Source organism: Oxalicibacterium solurbis (genome assembly GCF_014635845.1).
Taxonomy (GTDB): Bacteria; Pseudomonadota; Gammaproteobacteria; order Burkholderiales; family Burkholderiaceae_D; genus Oxalicibacterium; species Oxalicibacterium solurbis.
Window position 1 is genome coordinate 576,665 of record NZ_BMDP01000002.1, and the last position, 21,312, is coordinate 597,976.

Sequence of the window (21,312 nt, forward strand, 5' to 3'; positions counted from 1 at the left end):
TCAGGGGCGGCTATAGACTTCGCCATCTCCCTTCAGCTTGAACTTGCCGCCGCCCAGATCTTCCGCGATGCGGTCGGTATCCTTGATGCGGTAGCCGGTGAAGTCGCGCGGCAGTTTCGTCGAGCCGTAATCGAGGTAGGTGACGCCTTTGCCATCCTGTTCCAGAATGATTTCCTTGCCGCTCGGGCTTTTGACACGGAATTCTGCGATTTCTTTCATGAATATCTCCTGAGTGAAGGTTCAAGAAAACAACCGGGCATCGCGACTGCCGATAACCCGGCACGACTTTGACGAGCGATATTTATATCATTTGCGTGGCGATATTGCATGCAGTGATGCAGTGATGCAGTGCGCGACAGGCCGTCGCTGTTTGCGGACGCTGTGCATGAATCTGGTGCTGGTATGTTTCCCGACCGCCAGCCCCGGTAGGGCGGAATCGATGCCGCCAGGGGAGACTCATTTGCAGAGCCGGCGGCCAGAATAGCAGCGGCATGTGACCGGCGTTTTACAAGCGATTGCAATCGGCCGCAATCGATCACAAGCGATGCATGCTGTCTGGCGGAAAATATTGTTTCTGTTGCGTGCGTATCAGGTCGCGCATTCCAGTTCATGCTTTTCGGCAGCACGTTTCGCTGTGCGGCGTGCGCGCTCGGCCGATTTCGGATGGGCGCTGGCGACATCTTCTTCGGCCCATTTGCGGCGTAGCGCCAGATTGTCACATTTCTTCCTTTTTGAAACCTGCGCCTTTTGCCGTTGGCGGTAGATGCGTTCATCGGCGGCTTGTTCTTTTTGCCGTGCGCTTTCCAGTCGCTGCAATTCTCTCTTGTCCTGCTCGATGCGTTGTTGCGCCGTCTCGGGATCGCCAATCGGTCCGGCATCGATGTCGAGCGTGGTCGTTTTGCCGCTGCGGCATGGTGTATCGCTGTAGACGATGCGATCACCGGATTCGCATTTGTAGATCGCCAGGGCAGGCGGAGAAAACGTGAGTAAGGAGAAAGTGAAAGAGAAAAATGCAAGCAGAAGCAGAGGATGATGCATCGTAGTCTCGCGGAGAGTTGAAAAAAACGGATCAGACGACCTTGCCCGGATTCATCAGGTTGCGGGGATCGAGCGCCTGTTTGATCGTGCGCATCAGTTTCATCTCGACCGGCGATTTGTAGCGCAGGATTTCGTCGCGCTTCATCGAACCCAGTCCATGTTCGGCGGAAATCGAACCGTCGAAGCGATGCACGCTGTCGTGCACGATGCGGGTGATGGCGTCCTGGTGCGGCAGCAGCCAGGTATCGGATTCGCTGGCCGGCTGTGCAATGTTGTAGTGCAGATTACCGTCACCGAGATGACCGAAGATCACCGGGCGCAGGCCGGGATACGACTGCTGCAGTTCGGACCCGGTGGCATCGATGAAATCAGCGATGCGCGAGATCGGCAGCGAGATGTCGTGCTTGACGTTGCGCCCCTCGGCCGCCTGCGCCAGCGGAATGCGTTCGCGTAATGCCCACAGTTGCTGCGATTGCGCCAGCGAGTGGGCGGTAACGGCATCGTGGACGATGCCTTGTTCATGTGCTTGATCGATCGCGGCATCGAGCAGTTCTGCTGCATGCATTTCCGATTCATGATCGGACAATTCGAGCAGAGCGTAGTAGGGATACGGCGTGTTGAAGGGCAAGGGAGTCTGTGGAAAATGCCGGACGACCAGTTCTAAACAGAAGCCGGACATCAGCTCGAAACCGGTCAGCGTCGCATCGCATTGCCGCTGCACCAGCGTCAGCAGGCGCAGCGCATCGGCAGGCGAATGTAATGCCGCCAGCGCGGTGCGTTGCGCTTTCGGTTGCGGGAACAGTTTCAGAACGGCGGCAGTGATGATGCCCAGCGTGCCTTCGGCACCGATGTAGAGATCGCGCAGATCGTAACCGGTATTGTCCTTGCGCAGGCCGCGCAATCCGTTCCAGATTTCGCCCTGCGGAGTGACGACTTCCAGTCCCAGGCAAAGTTCGCGGCTGTTGCCGTAGCGGAGAACGGCCGTGCCGCCCGCATTGGAGGATAGGTTGCCGCCTATTGTGCAGCTGCCTTCGGCCGCCAGCGACAGCGGGAACAGCCGCCGCGCATCGGCTGCAGTCTGCTGCACGCGTTGCAGGATGCAGCCGGCTTCGACGGTCATCGTATTGTTGACGGTATCGATGGCGCGGATGCATTCCATCCGCTGCAGCGACAGCACGACGGCTTTGCCGCTGCGATCTGGGATGCCGCCGAGCACGAGGCCGGTGTTGCCGCCCTGCGGCACGATGGGTACGTCGAATTCATTGCAGAGCCGGACGATGGCAGCGACTTCTTCCGTCGATGCCGGGCGCACGACAGCGCAGGCCGCGCCGGTGAAACGGCCACGCCGGTCGAGCAGGTAGGGTGCGGTATCCGCTTCTTCCGTCAGCACGTGTTGCGCGCCGATTGCACGGCGGCAGGCGGCGACGAAATCCGTCATTCGGCAGCTTTCTTCAGCGCCTTGGCAGCTTTCTTGTAGGGGCGCAGGTAGCAGAGCAGGCAGGTGAAGAAGATCAGTGTCAGAGCTACTTCTATCCAGCCCAGCATGGCCGACGGGCCGGGATCGCTGGCGCCGCGCACGAGGCCTTCGCCGAAATACAGCAGGATCAGCATCGATGACCACTGCATCGTGTACAGGTCGCGCTTGAGAATGCCGCGCAGCGGCAGCAGCAACGGAATGACTTTCAGCACCAGCCACGAACCGCCGGGGCGCAGCGGCGCCAGCAGCATTTCCCAGGCGATGCACAGCAGGATCAGTGCGATCAGGCTGGCGACGGCGCCTACGTGGAAAACTTTCTGATGCTGCGCATTCATGCGGGCCTCACGTCTTGCTCAAGTCTTTTGCAGCTTGACGGCGGTCTGCGCCAGCCGCCGCCCAAGGGCGATGGTCAGCGTGCGCGTTTCGGCTGAAATCGGATGGTTGCCGTTGACGCCGGCCCAGTGCGAGGCGCCGTAGGGCGTGCCGCCGCTGGATGTGGTCATCAGTTCGGCCTCCGTGTACGGCAGACCGACCAGCAGCATGCCGTGGTGCAGCAGCGGCAGCATCATCGATAGCAGTGTCGATTCCTGGCCACCGTGCAGGCTGCCGGTGGAGGTGAAGACGCAGGCGGGTTTGCCGGCCAGCGCACCAGCCAGCCACTGCGACGTGGTGCCGTCCCAAAAATATTTCATCGCGGCGGCCATATTGCCGAAACGGGTGGGCGATCCTAACGCCAGTGCCGCGCATTCTTCCAGATCGCGCAATTCGACATAGGGTGCGCCTTCGGCCGGGATGGCCGGTTCGGTGGCTTCGGCGACGGTGGAAACGGCCGGTACCGTACGCAATCGCGCTTCGCAGCCGGCGACGCTGTCTATGCCTTGGCCGATCAGTTCAGCCAACTGGCGTGTGGCGCCGTGGCGCGAATAATAAAGAACCAGAATAGAGAGAGTGGATGCTTGCATGCTTGGTATTATAGGATGCTTTAAAAACAACTCATTCTGTTCTGTCGGTATCGATGACATCAACAATATCGATGACGTCCGAACAGACGACGCATGAAGCATTCCCGATTCACTTTCGCGCGCGACCTGTCGTGGCCGCAGGTGCGCGACCTGTTCCGATTCGCCGCACGCCGGCTCGACGAAGAGCGCCTGCCCCAGGTTGCCGGTAGCCTGACGTTTACCACGGTGCTGGCGCTGGTGCCCATCCTGACGATCGCACTGGCGATCTTCACGACCTTTCCGTTGTTTCACACTTTCCGTACATCGCTGGAAGCTTACTTCGTGCAGAGCCTGATGCCGAAGGGAATTGCCAACACGATCCTTGGTTACCTGACGCAGTTTTCGAGCAAGGCGACGCGGCTGTCGGCCTTCGGCGCGGTGGCGCTGATCGTGACGGCAGTGGCGATGATGCTGATGATCGATCGTGTCTTCAACCAGATCTGGCGCGTGAAGAGCAAGCGGCCGATCGCGCAGCGTATTCTCGTCTACTGGGCGATCGTCACGCTGGGGCCGTTGCTGATCGGGGCGTCGATCACGCTGACGTCTTATCTGTTTTCCGCAACCAACGGCGCGGTGAAGCATGTGCCTTTCCTCGGCGCGATTTTCTATTCGTTGATTTCCATCCTGCTGACGACGGTGGCATTTACGTCGCTGTATGTCGTTGTGCCGAATCGGCTGGTCGAATGGCGCGACGCATTGTGCGGCGGCGTGCTGGCGGCGCTGGCATTCGAGATCATCAAGCGGCTGTTTGCCGTATTCGTGGTCAAGGTGCCGACCTATACGGTGATTTACGGTGCGGTGGCGGCATTCCCCATTTTTCTTGTGTGGCTCTATCTGGGCTGGCTGATCACGCTGAGCGGTGCGGTACTGACGGCGGCACTGCCTATCGTCAAGTACGAACGCTGGTGGCATGTGCCGCAGCCGGGCAGTGCTTTCGTCGATGCGATGGCGCTGCTGAAGGTGTTGTATGAGGCACGTGAATCGAGATTGGCATTGGTCGAAATGGCGCAGATCCGCCAATGCACGCGACTCGGTTTCGACGAAGCGGAAACGCTGCTGCAGAAGATGCTGGATGCCGGTTGGGTGGCACGCGTCAAGGCAGACGGCCCGCGCCGAATGCAGTGGGGCAAGCGCATCATCGACGGACTGGACAGCTGGATATTGGTGGCCAATCCTGCCAGCCTGACGCTGGCTGACGTCTATCGGATGTTCGTCTTTGATGCTTCAGGCAATGCCGAACTGGCGAAGCAGGTGGAAGGCGCGGTCGAGCAAGGTTTGCAGCAGACGCTGGAAGCGCACTTTTCCCATCCTGCGGTAATGCTGGACTAGAAGGAAATCTGCCCGGTCAGTAATTGCCAGTACATCAGCCAAGCGGCGGCGAAGGAATAGAAGGGCTGCCGCCAAGAGGCCGGCCGGTTCCCTTCGAACATCAGGTGGCCGATCCAGGCGAAACCGTAAAACGACAAGGCGGCTGCCAGCAACCAAGCCATATTGCCTGTCAGCATCAATGCGATCAGGAAGAAAATCGCCAGCGTTGAGCCGAAGAAATGCAGCTCGCGTGACGTCCGATTCGTATGCCCGGTCAGGTAGTCGGCATAGAACGCGGCGAATGTCGGATGATCCTTGCGTGCAATGACAGCCATGATGGTTCTCCCGCTGTGGTTCCTGTTCCAGACTAGTCCGCAGGGAGGTGGAATGCAAGTCATGCGCGCGGCTTGTGGGGTTTTCGTGATGATTGCTCTGTGGGGCAACGAACAAACCAACGTATAACCAAAGCACAAGCGTGATGTCAGATGTTCCTGACGCATAACTTACAGCACGCTGCTGCTGTGGATTTTTCGTCGGGCTTGGGCTACATTGGAATCGTCCAGAGTCGAAGTACAACCATAACTTGCGAGGACGGGGCCATGAAAGTATCCGAAATACTGAAGGTAAAGGGAAACATCCTTTTCACGGTGACGCCGGACAGCCCGATGCTCGACGCCGTCAATGCCATGGCGGAAAAGGACATCGGTTCGCTGGTTGTCATGGAGGGCGGCAACCTGATCGGCATGCTGTCGTTTCGCGAAGTGATGGCAGCGGTGCATGCGAATGGTGGCTCGGTCGGCGGCGGTACCGTGCGCGACCACATGCAACGAAATCCGATCACCATTTCTTCCGACACCGATATCAACGAAGTACGACGCCTGATGCTGGAAAAGCATGCGCGCTACGTGCCGGTACTGGATGGCAAGGTACTGGTCGGCGTGATGTCCTTCTACGACGTTGCAAAGGCGGTGCTCGAAGCGCAGAGCTTCGAGAACAAGATGCTGAAATCCTATATCCAGGATTGGCCGGCAGTCGCCGACGAGCGGGAAGCCTGACGACTCTGGCCGATTTCCATTGACGGAAAAACCGTTCGTACATCTTCGCGGTGTGCGAACGGTTTTTGTTTTTAGTCGTCCCCGTGTTGCCTTCGGTTTGCATCTGCCGCGCAGCATCGGCACATCTGCATCACGTACAATCCGGTGAGCCGGAAGCTGCAGGCTGTTCGCTTCCATCCTTGCTTCCCCGTCTTTTCGCTTGTTTCCCGCTTGTTTCCCAGGCGTTTTTTAGATTTCCAGATGCACAAACCAAATCAGTTTTCGCTGCTCGCGCAGCGCCGCTTCGCACCGTTCTTCTGGGCACAGTTTCTCGGCGCCTTCAACGACAATGTCTTCAAGACGGCCTTGCTGACCGTGCTGACGTTCGAGGCGATGGATTGGACTACGCTGGATCGCGGCTTTCTCAACAATCTGATTCCCGGCTTGTTCATTCTGCCGTTCGTGCTGTTTTCCGCGCTGGCCGGACAGCTGGCCGACAAGTTCGAGAAATCGGGCATGGTGCGGCGGATCAAGCTGCTGGAAATCGCGATCATGCTGGTTGCCGCTTTCGGCTGGCTGCGGCACGACCTGTGGCTGCTGATTGCGGCGGTCGCCGGCATGGGTTTGCATTCGACGCTGTTCGGCCCGATCAAGCATGCCTACCTGCCGCAAAAACTGCATGTCGACGAACTGGTCGGCGGCAACGGCATGGTGCAGATGGGAACCTTCGTCGGCATCCTGCTGGGGCAGGTGCTGGGCGCCATGCTGGTGTCGCAGAAGCCGTGGGGCATCGAACTGGTCGCCGTCGGTACGATCGTGGTTGCGATCGCAGGCTGGATCGCCGGCCGTGCCATGCCGCATTCGCCGGCTCCAGCGCCGGAGCTCAGGGTCGACTGGAATATCGCGACGGAAACGGTGCGCAACATCCGCTTCTCGATGCGCAACCGGCCGGTGTTTACCGCAATGCTGGCCAATTCATGGTTCTGGTTCTACGGCGCCATCGTGCTGGCGCAGTTCCCGTTATATGCGAAGGAATGGCTGCATGGCGACTACGGCATTTTCGTGTTGTTGCTGACGATCTTTTCGCTCGGCATCGGTTCCGGCTCGCTGCTCTGCGAACGGCTTTCCGGCCGGCGCGTGGAAATCGGCCTGGTACCGCTGGGTGCGCTGGGGCTGACGCTGTTCGGCTGCGATCTGTACCTGGCCAGCGGCAGCTACACGAATGTCATGCCGGTTGGCATTGGCGATTTTCTGCAGCAGGTGGGTAGCTGGCGCATCGTGTTCGATTGTCTGCTGATCGGAATATTCGGCGGTTTCTACATCGTGCCGTTGTTCGCCTTGATCCAGACGCGTTGCGATCCCACGCATATTTCGCGCACGATCGCCGGCATGAATATCCTGAATGCCTTGTTCATGGTGGTGGCAGCATTGCTGGCAATGCTGTTGTTGCGTGCCGGCATGACGATTCCGCAGATATTCCTGGTGACGGCCTTGCTGAATGCGGTAGTCGCCATCGCGATCTTCTGGACGATGCCGGAATTCGTGACGCGTTTCGTGGCGTGGATGACTGGACGCCGCTGATCGTGTGGCCGACTGCCATATCTGCCGTTGCTGTGGAGCGAATGACGATATAGACGAAGGCGGGGCGGTTCAGTGCCTGTTCGTATATTCGTGCAGCCAGTTGTGCAGCACGTCGGAAGTCAGCGGTTTGGCAAACAGATAGCCTTGACCGACCGAGCAGCCGAGTTCGGTGAGAATCTCGGCTTGCCGCTCATCTTCGACACCTTCGGCGACGACATCCAGATCCAGATTGCGGCCAAGCTGGATGATCGCTTCGGCAATGCTGCTGCCGCGTGCGGATTCTGTGATTTCGGTAACGAATGCGCGGTCGATCTTCAGGCGATCCACATTCAGCTTCTGCAGATGGCTGAGCGATGAGAAACCGGTACCGAAATCGTCGATCGCGATACTGACACCGGTAGCCGTAATCTGGTCCAGCAACCGGATCAGTGCTTCGGGTTCTTCCATTGCCATCGATTCGGTGATTTCGAGTTCCACGCAGTGTGCTGGTGCGTTCGTTTCCTGCAGCGTCCGGCGCAGCATCGTAAGGAAATGCGGATGGCGGAACTGCACTTGCGACACATTGACCGACACCATGAAATCGGTGAATCCCTGCTGGTGAATGCGCACCAGTTCCTGGCAAGCCTGCCGCAACACCCATTCGCCGAGATCAATGATCAGGCCGGAATATTCGGCGATCGGAATGAAGCGATCCGGCGAAATCATCGTGCCGTCATCGCCGCGCCAACGCAGCAACGCTTCGGCGCCGACCGGCGTGCGCGTGGTGATGTCGATCTGCGGCTGGTAGACGACGAACAACTGTTTTTGCTCGAAGGCGGCGCGCAGTGCATGCATCATGTTGACGCGCTCGCGAATGTCGATGCCCATGCTGCGCGAAAAATAGAAGTGCCCGGTGCGTTGCTGCAGCTTGGCACGCTTCAGCGCGATGTGCGCATTCTTCAACGCTTCGGCACCCCGACCTTCATGTTCGGACAGCCGGACCAGGCCGACGGTGGCCGACAGCTGGACGTCCTGTCCGTCGATGCTGAAGGGTTTCTCGAATTGCGCGAGCACGGTATCCGGATTGACCTGATTGTCGTCGCCGAGTACGCCGAAGGTGTCGCCGCTCACGCGCGCGACGATCAGCCGGTCGCCGAGGCGCGATTGCAGGCGCGTCGCCACCGACAGCAGCAGCAGGTCGCCGAACTGGTGGCCGAGCGTGTCGTTGGTTTCGGCGAAATGGTCGATGTCGATCAGCGCCAGTGTCGTGGGGCGGCTGACCGAGCGGTTCTTGCGCGCCGCAACCAGCGTTTCATCGATGATGTCTTTCAGTCGCGTGCGGTTGGGCAGCTTGGTCAGCGAATCGTAGAACGCCGAGTTATGCAGCCGCGTGACCAGCATCAGATTGGCGAGGCCGACGGAAATATTGCTGCAGAAGACTTCCAGCAGGCGAATCTCGATGTCGTTCAATGGCCGCTCGGTGCGGATAAAGGCGGCGAAGTTGCGCGCAGCGTCGCCGGTGAAATGCAGTGCGGCGAAATCGCGGCCGTAGATGTTGCGGCCTTCGTCCAGCGAGCGACTCAGTGCCTTGCCGACGTGCGCATCGTCGAACGATGAAATCGGATGGTTGACCAGATTGTCGTAGATCCCGGTTGCCGCGACGACGAACAGTTCGGTCTGCTTGTCGTGCAGTGTCTCCTGTACGCAGAGCAGGCCGTCGGCCGGCAGATCCAGCAGATTGCCGATGCGCCGGATGACGTTGGCGGCGAAATCCTCCAGCGTGGTCAGCGCCATCAGTTCGGTGCTGGCGCGCAGGATGTTGTCGAGCCCGGTGCTGCTGGCGTTGATCGTGCAAATCTGTTCGTAGGAGCGGATCGCAGCCGTCACGATGGTGAACAGCTTGATGCGGGTCAGTTCGGATTTGGTCTTGTAGTTGTCGATGTCGTACTGCCGGATCGCTTCGATTTCCGGTGCGTGGCCGGATTGCGCGGTGCACAGGATGATGCGAACTTCGGAACGATGCAGAACGTCACGAATGTGATGGAGCAACTGCAGGCTTTCATCTTGCTGCTTCATGGCGACATCCAGCAGGATGACTGCGATATGCGGTTCCGCCATCAGGATTTCCCTGGCCTGCTGCGCCGAGTAAGCGTGCAGGAACGTCAGTGGACGGCTTTGTATTTCAATGCTGTCGAGAGCGGAGATCGTTGCGGAATGTACATCCGCATCGTTGTCGATGATCAGAATCTGCCATGGCAGATCGTTTGTCTCTGTTTTACCGTCACCGGAGCTGCGCACCGTTGCTTCTGGAAATACAAGGTCATCCTTGCGATGGCTGACCGTCTTGCTCATGGGGGCCGTCTCCGATTTTTTTGGGGTTCCCGTTTGGAAACCGTATATTGCACACCGATACGGCATCAGGCAATGCTTTTTCCCAGCGGAATTGAAGCGATGCCGGCTGTCGCGCTGGTAGAATGACCACTTTATCAAGTCAACCTCGCGTCCCATTATGTCCGGCAATACCCTAGGCACACTGTTTACCGTTACCACATTCGGCGAATCGCACGGTCCTGCAATCGGCTGCGTGATCGATGGTTGTCCGCCTGGCATGGTGTTGTCGGAAACCGACATTCAGCCGGAACTGGATCGCCGCAAGCCGGGCACCTCACGTCATGTGACGCAACGGCAGGAGTCGGATACCGTCGAAATTCTGTCTGGTGTTTATGAGGGAAAGACCACCGGCACGCCGATTGCGCTGTTGATCCGCAACGAGGACCAGCGCAGCAAGGATTACGGCAACATCGTCGATACCTTTCGTCCCGGCCACGCCGACTACACCTACTGGCACAAGTACGGCATTCGCGATCCGCGCGGCGGCGGCCGTTCGTCGGCGCGTCTGACGGCGCCTGTCGTCGGTGCCGCGGCGATCGCCAAGAAGTGGCTGAAGGAACAGTACGGCACCACGTTCAAGGGTTGCATGAGCCAGCTGGGCGAGATCGCGATTCCGTTCGAAGACTGGAAGCACGTGCCGGAGAACCCGTTCTTCGCAGCCAACGCGAGCATCCTGCCTCAGCTGGAAGCCTACATGGATCAGTTGCGCAAGGATGGCGACTCCTGCGGCGCACGCATCGACGTGGTGGCGCAGAACGTGCCGATCGGTCTGGGCGAGCCGCTGTTCGACAAGCTGGATGCCGATATCGCCTATGCACTGATGGGCATCAATGCCGTCAAGGGCGTCGAGATCGGCGCCGGCTTCCGTTCGGTTGCGCAGAAGGGCACCGAGCACGGCGACGAACTGACACCGCAAGGGTTTGCCGGCAACAACGCTGGCGGCGTGCTCGGCGGCATTTCGACCGGCCAGGACATCACTGCATCGATCGCCATCAAGCCGACTTCCAGCATCCGCACCGGCCGCCAGTCGATCGACAAGGCCGGCCACCCGATCACGGTCGAGACGCTGGGACGTCACGATCCCTGCGTCGGCATTCGCGCCACGCCGATCGCCGAGGCGATGCTGGCGCTCGTATTGATGGATCACGCATTGCGTCATCGCGCGCAATGCGGCGACGTCTTTGTCGCCACGCCGAAGATTCCCGCCGCCCGCTAAGCCGGTTCGGCGTTCGACGCCTTTATGTTTGGGGTAAGGAAGATGAAACCGTTTGGTCTGCGCACGCTGATTTCCGCATCTGTCATCGCCGGTACGCTGTCCTTGGTTGCCTGTGAAACCGTGCAGACGACGCAAGGCGGCACGGTTGGCGTCGATCGCCAGCAGCGCATGCTGGTATCGGCGCAGGAACTGGATCAGACCGCAGCCAAACAGTACACGGCATTGATTGCGGAAGAGAAAAAGAAGAATGCACTGAATCGCGATGCGACACAGGTCGCACGTGTGCGGAAGATCGCCGACCGGCTGATTGCGCAGACGCCGGTGTTCCGCCCGGATGCGCGTGGCTGGAAATGGGAAGTCAATGTGTTGTCGTCGTCCGAAGTCAATGCCTGGTGCATGCCTGGCGGGAAGATTGCCGTCTATACGGGTTTGATCGACAAGGTGAAACCGACCGACGACGAGTTGGCGGCGGTGATCGGTCACGAGATTTCCCACGCACTACGCGAACATGCGCGTGAGCGTGCATCCGAGCAGATGGTGGCCGGCAGCCTGATTTCGGTCGGCTCGGCGCTGTTCGGCCTCGGCGACCTAGGGCAGCAGGGCGCACAATATGCCTACATGGGGCTGGTCGGTTTGCCGAATTCGCGCAGCCACGAAACCGAGGCCGATCGCATGGGCGTCGAACTGGCAGCGCGCGCTGGCTACGATCCGCGCGCTGCCGTGACCCTTTGGCAAAAAATGGGCAGTATCAGCAGCAACGAAACGCCCAAGTTCCTTTCTACGCACCCGTCGAGCGCCGATCGCAGCCGTGACCTGACCGACTATTCGCAGCGCGTGATGCCACTTTATCTACAGGCGAAAAAATAGCCAATGATAATGGCGCGTGCCGTGGAGCCGTTATCCGGATCGCCACTCGCGTTGTAACGACGGAAATCAGCCCCATCTTGTCAACGAAACGCGCCTGAACGCGTTGGCAATCTCGAGTCCTGTCCATTCAGGCAGGGCGCAAATATGGCATAATCGAGAGCTTTCCCGGCCTAGTGCCAGCCTCTACAGCAAGCGAAACATGGCTCAGACTCTCTACGACAAACTCTGGCAAGCGCACGTCGTCGATACTGCCGACGACGGCACGACGATTCTTTACATCGACCGTCACCTGCTGCACGAAGTGACCAGCCCGCAGGCATTCGAGGGGCTGAAGCTGGCACATCGCCAACCATGGCGCCGTTCCGCCAATCTGATGACGGCCGACCACAACGTGCCGACTTCCGGCCGCGAGCAAGGTATCGCCGACCCGACGTCGCGCCTGCAGGTCGAGACGCTCGATCACAATGCGCAGGAATTCAAGCTGACCTACTTCAGCATGCGCGACAAACGCCAGGGTATCGTCCACGTGATCGGCCCGGAGCAGGGTGCGACCTTGCCGGGCATGACGGTGGTCTGCGGCGATTCGCATACGTCGACCCATGGCGCGTTCGGTTGCCTGGCGCATGGCATCGGTACCTCCGAAGTCGAGCATGTGCTGGCGACGCAGACGTTGCTGCAGAAGAAATCCAAATCCATGCTGGTGCAGGTCGATGGCGCGTTGCCGGTTGGTGTGACCGCCAAGGACATCGTACTGGCCATCATCGGCAAGATCGGCACCGCAGGCGGTACCGGCTATGCGATCGAGTTCGGCGGTTCGACGATCCGTTCGCTGTCGATGGAGGGCCGCATGACGATCTGCAACATGGCGATCGAGGCGGGCGCACGCGCCGGCATGGTTGCCGTCGACGACACCACGATCAACTACGTCAAGGGACGTCCGCTGTCGCCGGTCGGCCCACACTGGGATCGCGCGGTCGAATACTGGCGCACGTTGCATTCGGACGAAGGCGCGAAGTTCGACATGGTCGTCACGCTGAATGCCGCCGAGATTCTGCCGCAGGTGACATGGGGTACGTCGCCGGAGATGGTGGTGCCGGTCGACGGCCGCGTGCCGGACCCGGATAAGGAAAAGGATCCGGTCAAGCGTGACGGCATGGAAAAGGCGCTGGTCTACATGGGCCTGAAACCGAACACGCCGATCGAGGATATCCGCATCGACAAGGTGTTCATCGGTTCCTGTACCAACTCGCGCATTGAGGATCTGCGCGCAGCTGCCGCCGTCGTGCGCGGCAAGCAGCGCGCTTCCAACGTCAAGCTGGCGATGGTGGTGCCGGGCTCCGGTCTGGTCAAGGAGCAAGCCGAACGCGAAGGCCTGGACAGGATTTTCAAGGATGCAGGCTTCGAATGGCGCGATCCGGGTTGTTCGATGTGCCTGGCGATGAACGCCGACCGTCTGGAGCCGGGCGAGCGCTGCGCATCGACGTCGAACCGCAATTTCGAAGGCCGCCAGGGCGCCGGCGGCCGTACGCATCTGGTCAGTCCGGCGATGGCCGCAGCTGCCGGCATCGAAGGCCATTTCGTCGACGTACGCTTGTTGAAGTAACGATTTGTTGGAATAACTGAAGTACCAAGGGAGAAAAAACATGAAAAAGGTTGCTCTTCTGCTGATCGCTTCTGTCTGGCTGCTGGCCGGTTGCAATACGGTGAACGGCTTCGGCAAGGATGTCGAACGTGCGGGCGAAAAAATCCAGGGCAAATAAACCATCCGGTTTGTTGCCTGTACGGGGATAGCCGCGATGGCGGTCGATCCCATCAATAGTTGAAGTTGAACGGTATGGACAAATTTACTCTTCTCGATGGCCTGGTGGCGCCGCTGGATCGCGCCAATGTGGATACCGACGCGATCATTCCGAAACAGTTTCTGAAATCGATCAAGCGCACCGGTTTCGGCCCGAACCTGTTCGATGAATGGCGTTATCTGGATATCGGCGAACCGGGCCGGGACAATTCCACGCGTCCGCTGAATCCGGATTTCGTGCTGAATCAGCCGCGTTATCAAGGCGCATCCATTCTGCTGGCACGCAAGAATTTCGGCTGCGGCTCGTCGCGCGAACATGCTCCGTGGGCGTTGAGCCAGTATGGCTTCCGTGCCATCGTCGCACCCAGCTTCGCCGATATCTTCTTTAACAACTGCTACAAGAACGGTTTGCTGCCGGTCGTGCTGACCGAAACGCAAGTCGACAAGCTGTTCGACGAAGTGAAGGCTTTCCCGGGTTTTCGTCTCGTGATCGATCTGGAAAAGCAGACCATCGGCACCAGCAACGGTAATCTCGTCTTTCCGTTCGAGATCGATTCGTTCCGCAAGTACTGCCTGTTGAACGGCCTGGACGATATCGGCCTGACGCTGCAGAAGGCAGACAAGATTCGCGCATACGAAGAGCGCCATCTGGTTTCCCAGCCGTGGCTGTCCAACACGATTTGAACTTGAATCTGAATCTGATCCACGTTCACGACCCCATTTCCATTTTTTACGAAATCATCCAATGAAAATCGCAATCCTGCCCGGCGACGGCATCGGTCCTGAAATCATGAACCAGGCCGTCAAGGTGATGAATGTCCTTGGCGAAAAATTCGAAACCGAAACTGTGCCGGTCGGCGGTGCTGCATATGCGGCGCACGGCCATCCGCTGCCGGAATCGACGCTGAAGGTTGCCAAGGAAGCGGACGCGATCCTGTTCGGCGCCGTTGGCGATTTCAAGTACGACAATCTGGAGCGCTCGCTGCGTCCGGAACAGGCGATCCTGGGCCTGCGCAAGCACCTGTCGCTGTTCGCCAACTTCCGCCCGGCGATCCTGTATCCGGAACTGGCCGGCGCGTCGTCGCTGAAGCCGGAAATCGTCTCCGGCCTGGACATCATGATCGTGCGCGAACTGACCGGCGACATCTACTTCGGCCAGCCGCGTGGCATGCGCGAAGCGCCGGACGGTCCGTTCAAGGGTGAGCGCGAAGGCTTCGACACGATGCGCTACACGGAACCGGAAATCCGCCGCATTGCGCACGTGGCTTTCCAGGCTGCGCAGAAACGCGGCAAGCGTCTGACCAGCGTCGACAAGGCCAACGTGCTGGAAACCTTCCAGTTCTGGCGCGACGTCGTGACCGACGTGCACAAGGAATATCCGGATGTCGAACTGGATCACATGTACGTCGACAACGCGGCAATGCAACTGGTGCGCGCACCGAAGAAATTCGACGTCGTGGTCACCGGCAACATGTTCGGCGACATCCTGTCGGACGCAGCTGCGATGCTGACCGGCTCGATCGGCATGCTGCCGTCGGCCTCGCTGAATGCGAAAAATCAGGGCCTGTACGAACCGTCGCACGGTTCGGCGCCGGATATCGCCGGCAAGGACATGGCTAATCCATTGGCGCAGATTTTGTCGCTGGCAATGATGCTGCGTTATTCGCTGAACAAGGCCGAGCAGGCCGATCGCGTTGAAGCCGCCGTCAAGGCCGTGCTGAAGCAGGGATTGCGCACGCCGGACATTTTTGAAGCCGGTACGACCAAGGTCAGCACCACGCAGATGGGCGACGCGGTCGTGAAAGCATTGGCATAAGACAGAGACGCCGCCGGGATGGCGGTTTGATGAACGCGGCGATGCAGTGCCGCTTCTTGAGGAAATGATGATGAAACGAGTTGGCTTGGTCGGTTGGCGCGGTATGGTGGGTTCGGTCCTGATGCAACGCATGCAGGAAGAAAAGGATTTCGACCATATCGAGCCGATTTTCTTCACGACGTCGAACAAGGGCGGTGCTGCGCCGGCGATGGCGAAGAACGAAAAGACGCTGCAGGATGCCAACGACATCGACGCGCTGAAACAGTGCGACATCATCATCACCTGCCAGGGTGGCGACTACACGACCGACATCTTCCCGAAACTGCGCGCAGCAGGCTGGGACGGCTACTGGATCGACGCGGCTTCCACGTTGCGCATGAAGGACGACGCCGTCATCGTGCTCGATCCGGTCAACCTGAACGTCATCAAGGACGCGATGGGTCGCGGCGTCAAGAACTACATCGGCGGCAACTGCACCAATTCCATCCTGCTGATGGGTGTGGGTGGCCTGTTTCATGCTGGCCTGGTGGACTGGGTCAGCTCGATGACCTATCAGGCGGCATCCGGCGGCGGCGCCAACCACATGCGCGAACTGCTGTCCGGCATGGGCGTGGTGCATGGCGCAGTGGCAGAAGAACTGAAGACACCGTCGTCAGCAATTCTCGATATCGACCGCAAGGTCGCGCAGACGATTCGTCAGGATGTGCCGACCGAGTTCTTCGGCGCGCCACTGGCTGGCGGCTTGATCCCGTGGATCGATGCGCAGCTGGAAAACGGCCAGTCGAAGGAAGAGTGGAAGGGCCAGGCAGAGGTCAACAAGATTCTCGGCAACACGCAGCCGATTCCGGTCGATGGCCTGTGCGTGCGTATCGGCGCGATGCGTTGCCACAGCCTGGCGCTGACGATCAAGCTGAAGAAGGATGTGCCGCTGGCCGAGATCGAGCAGATCATCCGCGGCGGCAATCAGTGGGTGAAATGGGTGCCGAACGAACGTGCGCTCACCGTCAAGGAATTGACGCCGGCAGCGATCACCGGGGGGCTGGAAATCGGCGTGGGCCGTGTGCGCAAGCTGAACCAGGGGCCGGAGTATTTGTCGGCCTTCGTCATCGGCGACCAATTGCTGTGGGGCGCGGCCGAACCGCTGCGCCGCATGCTGCGCATCATCCTGGGTAAATAAGGCCTGCCAAAACTCCGGCTGCTGCCCGGATCGCGTTGTCCAGACGCAACATAAACCCGTCAAATCGAAGCGTTTCGCGCTTGATTGGCGGGTTTTAAATTATGTGACAAGCTGCTTGCGCTTGCGCGTGTAAGTCCATGATGCTAAGGTAAAAGTCCTTAAAAAAACTATAAGTAAGCGTCGCTTGCAGCCCTTCCAACGTACGCCAACGGATTCCTCATGCCTTCAAAAATGCGGTCAATTTCTCGTTCCAAGGTTTCCTCGTTTCAACTGAAGACTTTGAGCGCGGCACTGCTGTCCGCTGCGATGCTGTCGAATGTCTACGCCGCCGGGTTGGGGAAGCTGACGGTGCTGTCGTCGCTGGGGCAGCCGCTGCGTGCAGAGATCGAACTGACATCGGTCGAACCGGATGAGCTGGGCACACTGGTGCCGCGCCTGGCGCCGGCCGATGCCTACCGCGAAGCCAATATCGATCTCAATCCCGTGCTGCTTTCATTGCGCTTCGCCACCGAGCAGCGCAACGGCACGCCGATCATCCGCGTAACGTCGACGCAGCCGATCAACGAACCGTTCGTCGACATGCTGCTGGAACTGGGGGGCGGCAAGGGCAAGCTGGTACGCGAATACACCTTCCTGCTCGACCCGCCGGAAATGCGTTCGGCGCGCGCGTCGTCAGTGACGCCGGTTGCAATCGGACGTTCGTCTTCCGTGTCGGCACAATCCGTATCGCCTGCCGCCCCCGCTCCTGCATCGCCGGCGCCCGTCGCTGCAGCGCCGAGCAGCACGCGCAGCAACACGGCGCCATCGCGTCCGGCACAAGCTTCCCCGGCACCTGACAAGGCTGCCGCAAGTCCGGACTATGAAGTCAAGAAGGGCGATACGCTGGCGAAGATCGCCAACCAGTATCGTGAGCCCGGTGTGTCGCTCGACCAGATGCTGGTTGCGTTGTACCGCGCCAATCCGGATGCCTTCGTCGGCAAGAACATGAACCGTCTGCGTGCGGGCCAGATTCTGTCGATCCCGGCAGCGACGACTGCCGAAGTCATCGAAGAATCCGAAGCACGTGGCGTGGTCGTGGCGCAAGCTGCGGATTTCAACCGCTATCGCAGCAAGCTGGCGGCACAGGTTGCTGCCGCCAACGCCCAGCCATCGGAAGAGGGCAGGCAGACTGCAGGCGGCAAGATCACCACGCGCATCCAGGAAGAGTCCGGTTCTACTAATGCACAGGACAAGCTGAAGTTGTCGAAGTCCGGCACGGCTGTCGGCTCGACCGGCAGTGCGGGCGTCACCGAAGAGGAGCTGATCGCGCGCGACAAGGCATTGGCCGAAGCGAATGCACGCGTGAAGGAACTGGAAAAGAACGTCAGCGAATTGCAGAAGATCCTGGAAATCAAGAACAAGGATCTGGCTACGCAGCAGAAGCAGGCGGAAACCACGGCTGCTCCTGCAGCTGCCGCATCGGCGGGGACTGCGGCCGCTGAAACCGAGAAGCCGGCAACTGATGCGGCCAATCCTGCTGCAAATACCGCGGCAAGCACCGCAACAAATACGGCTGCCGAAACGTCCGAATCGGCAACTGCCGCACCGCCTACCGATGCTGCGGCAGCGCCGGCAGCAGAGCAACCCACACCTGCGCCGAAGGCAAAACCGAAGCGCACGCCGCCGCCGGCACCTGTGCAGCAACCGAGCTTCTTCGACGACCTGTCCGCCAATCCGATGTTCCTGCCGGGAGCAGCCGTGCTGCTGGCCTTGCTGGCCGGCCTGGGCATCTACAGTTCGCGCCGTCGCAAGCAACCGGCAAGATCGTTCGAGGACAGCATCATCACCGATTCCAGCCTGAAATCGAATTCGCTGTTCGGTTCGACCGGCGGCCAGAGCGTGGATACCAACAACAGCGTCTTCAACTCCAACTTCGTGCCGTCCGCCAGCCAGCTGGATACCAACGAAGTCGATCCGATTGCCGAAGCCGACGTCTACATTGCCTATGGCCGCGATGCGCAGGCCGAGGAAATCCTGAAGGAAGCGCTGCGCACGCAACCGGATCGTCATGCGGTGCGCGTCAAGCTGCTGGAGATTTATTCCAATCGCAACGACGTGCGTTCGTTCGAAATTCTCGCTACCGAGCTGTACAGCATGACCAAGGGCGAAGGCGAGGACTGGCAGCAGGCCGCCACGTTGGGCATGGCGCTCGATCCGAGCAATCCGTTGTACGCATCGGGCAGTGCATTGCCGGCCGATGTTGCGGCAAAGGCTTCGTCGCTGACGGCTTCCACGCAGCCGCTCGACGAGCAGGGGCTGGATGAACTGCTCGATACGACGCAGCCGGACCCGAACACGACACTGGAAAGTTCGCCGTATTTCAACAATACGACGATGCTGACCGGAGACACGCAACCGATGCTGCCGAAGGAAGAGCCGGCAGCGCTTGCCGCGACCGAACAGAAGCAGCCGGTCGAGGATCTGGATTTCGATCTGGAAGGTTTCGATATCGGCCAGCCTGAAAAGAAAGAGGAAGACCAGCCTGCGTCGAAAGCTGAGTTGCCGGCCGACGTCGCTTCCATCGATTTCGGTTTCCTCGACGGCGACAACAAGCCGGCAACATCGGAAACGTCAGCATCCGACACACCGGTATCGGCGGCGCCTGAAACATCTCTGCCGGAATCGTTCGATCTCGAATTCCCTGCATCCAGCGAGCAGGCCCAGACTGCACAGCCGGTTGCCAAACCGGAAGAGTTCGATCTGTCTGACATCACGCTGGAACTGGAGCCGTCTTCGTCGACAGCGACGGAGCAGTCGGCATCCGACGCCCTGCCGCCGCTGGAAGGCCTGGATGACGAGAGCTTCTCCAGCAATACCGAAATGGCGACCAAGCTGGATCTGGCGATTGCCTACCAGGAAATCGGCGACAAGGAAGGCGCGCGCGAATTGCTGGAAGAAGTTGTCAAGGGCGGCAACAGCGAACAGTCGGCACGTGCCGGCGAACTGCTCGCCAAGCTTTCCTGAGATAATTGACTTGCTGAACGACGGGCGCAGCTTGCGCCCGTTTTCTTTTTTGCCTTGATTTTATTTCCGTCAATGAACGACGATTCCAAACGCATCGTGCTCGGCGTGCAATATGACGGCGCGCCATGGCAAGGCTGGCAGACGCAGCCGCACGGAGAAACCGTGCAGGATCGTCTGGAGGCGGCGCTGCGCCAGTTTGCCGGCACGGATGTGGCAACGACTTGTGCCGGTCGCACCGATGCCGGCGTGCATGCACTGGAGCAGATCGTGCATTTCGATACGCCGCTCGATCGCGACATGAATTCCTGGGTGCGCGGCGTCAATAGCTTTTTGCCGCCGTCGATTGCGGTGCGCTGGGCGACTGCGATCGCCGGTGATGCAGAGCAGGAATTCCATGCGCGCTTCAGCGCACGCTCGCGCACCTATCAATACGTGCTGTACAACAACCCGGTGCGGGCGCCGCTACTCGATGGCAAGGCCGGCTGGGCGTTCCGCCCGCTGGACGTCGATCGCATGCGCGAAGGGGCCGCCCATTTGCTGGGCGAGCACGATTTTTCGTCGTTTCGTTCGGTACAGTGCCAGGCGAAATCGCCGGTCAAGACGATGTATGCGATCGATCTGCAGCGGCGCGGCGATATCCTGTTGCTCACCTTGCATGCGAATGCCTTCCTGTATCACATGGTGCGCAATATCGTCGGCTCGCTGATCTTTGTGGGCACTGGCGCGCGGCCGGCAGACTGGATGAAGGAATTGCTGGACGGGCGAGATCGCAAGGTGGCCGCGCCGACCTTCATGCCGGACGGTCTGTACCTTGCGAAAATCGATTACGATCCCAACTGGAAATTGCCGCAGACGCCGCCGCAGAATTTCCTGTGGCTGTGAAGGGCTGCAGTTGACCGGTTTTCAATTTTCAATCTGACATGCATTTCAACATGAAGACGGCGCCATGACGCATCGCACACGCATCAAGATTTGCGGCCTGACGCGAGAACAGGATCTGCTGGGCGCAATCGCGGCCGGTGCGGATGCGGTCGGCTTTGTGTTTTACGCAAAAAGCCCGCGCTATATCGCTCCAGAAAACGCCGGACAATTGGTAATGCAGGTTCCACCGTTCGTGACGACTGTTGGTTTGTTCGTCAATGCGACACTGGAGGACGTGCAGGCGGTACTGGCGCAGGCACCTGTTTCCTTGTTGCAATTTCATGGCGACGAAACGCCGTTGCAATGTGCGACGATTGCGGCTGCCGTCAATCGGCCCTTCATGCGTGCGGTGCGCGTAAAACCGGAAACCACGGCAGACGATTTGCTAGAATGCGAGTCTGAATATCGCGCCGCCAGTGCATTGTTTTCCGGCTTGTTGCTGGATACCTATGTCGACAGCTATGGCGGCAGCGGAAAGGTCTTCGATTGGTCTCTCATTCCAGAAAATCTCGCGCCTCGGGCCGTTTTAAGTGGTGGCTTGAGCGTACAAAACGCGACTGACGCCGTGCAGCGCATTCGCCCACATGCAGTCGACGTCAGCAGTGGCGTAGAGCAGGCAAAGGGCATCAAGGACGTCGCGAAGATTCGCGCCTTCATCTCCGCCGTACGCGCAGCCGATGCGATGCGTACGGATTGACAGACAAA

General features: G+C 59.5%; 19 protein-coding genes and 1 pseudogene. 13 read left to right on the top strand and 7 right to left on the bottom strand.

All coding sequences use genetic code 11. The annotated features are described in order from the left end of the window. From IEV40_RS08350 to wrbA, 5 genes are all read right to left on the bottom strand, one after another. Nucleotides 1-219 carry a hypothetical protein gene (locus tag IEV40_RS08350; protein ID WP_229724026.1) on the bottom strand — a complete coding sequence of 73 codons (219 nt, stop codon included), beginning with the start codon at nt 217-219 and terminating at the stop codon, nt 1-3. Nucleotides 220-588: 369 nt separating this feature from the next. Continuing rightward, entirely contained in the window at nt 589-1,038 is a 450-nt protein-coding gene (locus IEV40_RS08355; protein ID WP_188420518.1) for a DUF4124 domain-containing protein, read from the bottom strand. A 31-nt stretch (nt 1,039-1,069) separates the two neighbouring features. Continuing rightward, nucleotides 1,070-2,476 (bottom strand): FAD-binding oxidoreductase, encoded by a 1,407-nt coding sequence (locus IEV40_RS08360; RefSeq protein ID WP_188420519.1) that lies wholly within the window; start codon nt 2,474-2,476, stop codon nt 1,070-1,072. Next, entirely contained in the window at nt 2,473-2,850 is a 378-nt protein-coding gene (locus tag IEV40_RS08365; protein ID WP_188420520.1) for a DUF2069 domain-containing protein, read from the bottom strand. Before IEV40_RS08365 ends, IEV40_RS08360 begins: the two co-directional genes overlap by 4 nt. An 18-nt stretch (nt 2,851-2,868) precedes the next feature. After that, nucleotides 2,869-3,477, bottom strand: coding sequence for an NAD(P)H:quinone oxidoreductase (wrbA, locus tag IEV40_RS08370; RefSeq protein ID WP_188420521.1), 609 nt, complete (start codon nt 3,475-3,477; stop codon nt 2,869-2,871). A gap of 93 nt (nt 3,478-3,570) precedes the next feature. On the opposite strand from wrbA, the gene IEV40_RS08375 reads away from it, so the two are divergent. Then, on the top strand, nt 3,571-4,845 hold the full coding sequence (locus tag IEV40_RS08375) for a YihY family inner membrane protein (RefSeq protein ID WP_188420522.1): 1,275 nt from the start codon (nt 3,571-3,573) through the stop codon (nt 4,843-4,845). Here the strand turns inward: IEV40_RS08375 and IEV40_RS08380 are convergent. Beyond that, nucleotides 4,842-5,159 carry an Mpo1-like protein gene (locus tag IEV40_RS08380; protein WP_188420523.1) on the bottom strand — a complete coding sequence of 106 codons (318 nt, stop codon included), beginning with the start codon at nt 5,157-5,159 and terminating at the stop codon, nt 4,842-4,844. The genes IEV40_RS08375 and IEV40_RS08380 overlap by 4 nt on opposite strands. Before the next feature lie 264 nt (nt 5,160-5,423). Here IEV40_RS08380 and IEV40_RS08385 point away from each other — a divergent pair, with 264 nt between their 5' ends. Together IEV40_RS08385 and IEV40_RS08390 are read left to right on the top strand one after the other, a co-directional pair. Continuing rightward, on the top strand, nt 5,424-5,879 hold the full coding sequence (locus IEV40_RS08385; RefSeq protein WP_188420524.1) for a CBS domain-containing protein: 456 nt from the start codon (nt 5,424-5,426) through the stop codon (nt 5,877-5,879). A gap of 240 nt (nt 5,880-6,119) precedes the next feature. Further along, a pseudogene (locus IEV40_RS08390) lies at nt 6,120-7,424 on the top strand (MFS transporter); the annotation flags it as partial. 84 nt (nt 7,425-7,508) lie between these two features. Here the strand turns inward: IEV40_RS08390 and IEV40_RS08395 are convergent. Beyond that, entirely contained in the window at nt 7,509-9,770 is a 2,262-nt protein-coding gene (locus IEV40_RS08395; RefSeq protein ID WP_188420526.1) for a bifunctional diguanylate cyclase/phosphodiesterase, read from the bottom strand. Between the two features lie 157 nt (nt 9,771-9,927). On the opposite strand from IEV40_RS08395, the gene aroC reads away from it, so the two are divergent. From aroC to IEV40_RS08445, 10 genes are all read left to right on the top strand, one after another. Beyond that, nucleotides 9,928-11,025, top strand: coding sequence for a chorismate synthase (aroC, locus tag IEV40_RS08400; RefSeq protein WP_188420527.1), 1,098 nt, complete (start codon nt 9,928-9,930; stop codon nt 11,023-11,025). 42 nt (nt 11,026-11,067) lie between these two features. Further along, nucleotides 11,068-11,892: a M48 family metallopeptidase gene (locus IEV40_RS08405; RefSeq protein ID WP_188420528.1), complete on the top strand. Its 825-nt coding sequence runs from the start codon at nt 11,068-11,070 to the stop codon at nt 11,890-11,892. A gap of 199 nt (nt 11,893-12,091) precedes the next feature. After that, a complete protein-coding gene (leuC, locus tag IEV40_RS08410; protein WP_188420529.1) occupies nt 12,092-13,495 on the top strand; it encodes a 3-isopropylmalate dehydratase large subunit in 1,404 nt (467 codons plus the stop codon). A 40-nt stretch (nt 13,496-13,535) separates the two neighbouring features. After that, on the top strand, nt 13,536-13,652 hold the full coding sequence (locus IEV40_RS08415; RefSeq protein WP_188420530.1) for an entericidin A/B family lipoprotein: 117 nt from the start codon (nt 13,536-13,538) through the stop codon (nt 13,650-13,652). Nucleotides 13,653-13,726: 74 nt separating this feature from the next. Beyond that, nucleotides 13,727-14,374, top strand: a complete 648-nt coding sequence (gene leuD / locus IEV40_RS08420; RefSeq protein WP_188420531.1) for a 3-isopropylmalate dehydratase small subunit — start codon at nt 13,727-13,729, stop codon at nt 14,372-14,374. 61 nt (nt 14,375-14,435) lie between these two features. Further along, nucleotides 14,436-15,506, top strand: a complete 1,071-nt coding sequence (gene leuB / locus IEV40_RS08425; RefSeq protein WP_188420532.1) for a 3-isopropylmalate dehydrogenase — start codon at nt 14,436-14,438, stop codon at nt 15,504-15,506. Between the two features lie 70 nt (nt 15,507-15,576). Continuing rightward, complete coding sequence (gene asd, locus IEV40_RS08430) at nt 15,577-16,683, top strand: aspartate-semialdehyde dehydrogenase (protein ID WP_188421157.1); 1,107 nt, start codon at nt 15,577-15,579, stop codon at nt 16,681-16,683. A 279-nt stretch (nt 16,684-16,962) separates the two neighbouring features. Next, the gene (locus IEV40_RS08435) at nt 16,963-19,686 is read left to right on the top strand and encodes a motility hub landmark protein FimV (RefSeq protein WP_229724027.1); all 2,724 of its coding nucleotides are present in this window, start codon (nt 16,963-16,965) and stop codon (nt 19,684-19,686) included. A gap of 72 nt (nt 19,687-19,758) precedes the next feature. Further along, the gene (gene truA / locus IEV40_RS08440; RefSeq protein ID WP_188420534.1) at nt 19,759-20,568 is read left to right on the top strand and encodes a tRNA pseudouridine(38-40) synthase TruA; all 810 of its coding nucleotides are present in this window, start codon (nt 19,759-19,761) and stop codon (nt 20,566-20,568) included. Nucleotides 20,569-20,632: 64 nt separating this feature from the next. Beyond that, nucleotides 20,633-21,304 carry a phosphoribosylanthranilate isomerase gene (locus tag IEV40_RS08445; RefSeq protein WP_188420535.1) on the top strand — a complete coding sequence of 224 codons (672 nt, stop codon included), beginning with the start codon at nt 20,633-20,635 and terminating at the stop codon, nt 21,302-21,304. The last annotated feature ends 8 nt before the right edge of the window (nt 21,305-21,312 follow it).

Coding starts and splice junctions, on each gene's coding strand:
- IEV40_RS08350 (WP_229724026.1), bottom strand. CDS start 219: ATGAAAGAAATCGCAGAATTCCGTGTCAAAAGCCCGAGCGGCAAGGAA.
- IEV40_RS08355 (WP_188420518.1), bottom strand. CDS start 1,038: ATGCATCATCCTCTGCTTCTGCTTGCATTTTTCTCTTTCACTTTCTCC.
- IEV40_RS08360 (WP_188420519.1), bottom strand. CDS start 2,476: ATGACGGATTTCGTCGCCGCCTGCCGCCGTGCAATCGGCGCGCAACAC.
- IEV40_RS08365 (WP_188420520.1), bottom strand. CDS start 2,850: ATGAATGCGCAGCATCAGAAAGTTTTCCACGTAGGCGCCGTCGCCAGC.
- wrbA (WP_188420521.1), bottom strand. CDS start 3,477: ATGCAAGCATCCACTCTCTCTATTCTGGTTCTTTATTATTCGCGCCAC.
- IEV40_RS08375 (WP_188420522.1), top strand. CDS start 3,571: ATGAAGCATTCCCGATTCACTTTCGCGCGCGACCTGTCGTGGCCGCAG.
- IEV40_RS08380 (WP_188420523.1), bottom strand. CDS start 5,159: ATGGCTGTCATTGCACGCAAGGATCATCCGACATTCGCCGCGTTCTAT.
- IEV40_RS08385 (WP_188420524.1), top strand. CDS start 5,424: ATGAAAGTATCCGAAATACTGAAGGTAAAGGGAAACATCCTTTTCACG.
- IEV40_RS08395 (WP_188420526.1), bottom strand. CDS start 9,770: ATGAGCAAGACGGTCAGCCATCGCAAGGATGACCTTGTATTTCCAGAA.
- aroC (WP_188420527.1), top strand. CDS start 9,928: ATGTCCGGCAATACCCTAGGCACACTGTTTACCGTTACCACATTCGGC.
- IEV40_RS08405 (WP_188420528.1), top strand. CDS start 11,068: ATGAAACCGTTTGGTCTGCGCACGCTGATTTCCGCATCTGTCATCGCC.
- leuC (WP_188420529.1), top strand. CDS start 12,092: ATGGCTCAGACTCTCTACGACAAACTCTGGCAAGCGCACGTCGTCGAT.
- IEV40_RS08415 (WP_188420530.1), top strand. CDS start 13,536: ATGAAAAAGGTTGCTCTTCTGCTGATCGCTTCTGTCTGGCTGCTGGCC.
- leuD (WP_188420531.1), top strand. CDS start 13,727: ATGGACAAATTTACTCTTCTCGATGGCCTGGTGGCGCCGCTGGATCGC.
- leuB (WP_188420532.1), top strand. CDS start 14,436: ATGAAAATCGCAATCCTGCCCGGCGACGGCATCGGTCCTGAAATCATG.
- asd (WP_188421157.1), top strand. CDS start 15,577: ATGAAACGAGTTGGCTTGGTCGGTTGGCGCGGTATGGTGGGTTCGGTC.
- truA (WP_188420534.1), top strand. CDS start 19,759: ATGAACGACGATTCCAAACGCATCGTGCTCGGCGTGCAATATGACGGC.
- IEV40_RS08445 (WP_188420535.1), top strand. CDS start 20,633: ATGACGCATCGCACACGCATCAAGATTTGCGGCCTGACGCGAGAACAG.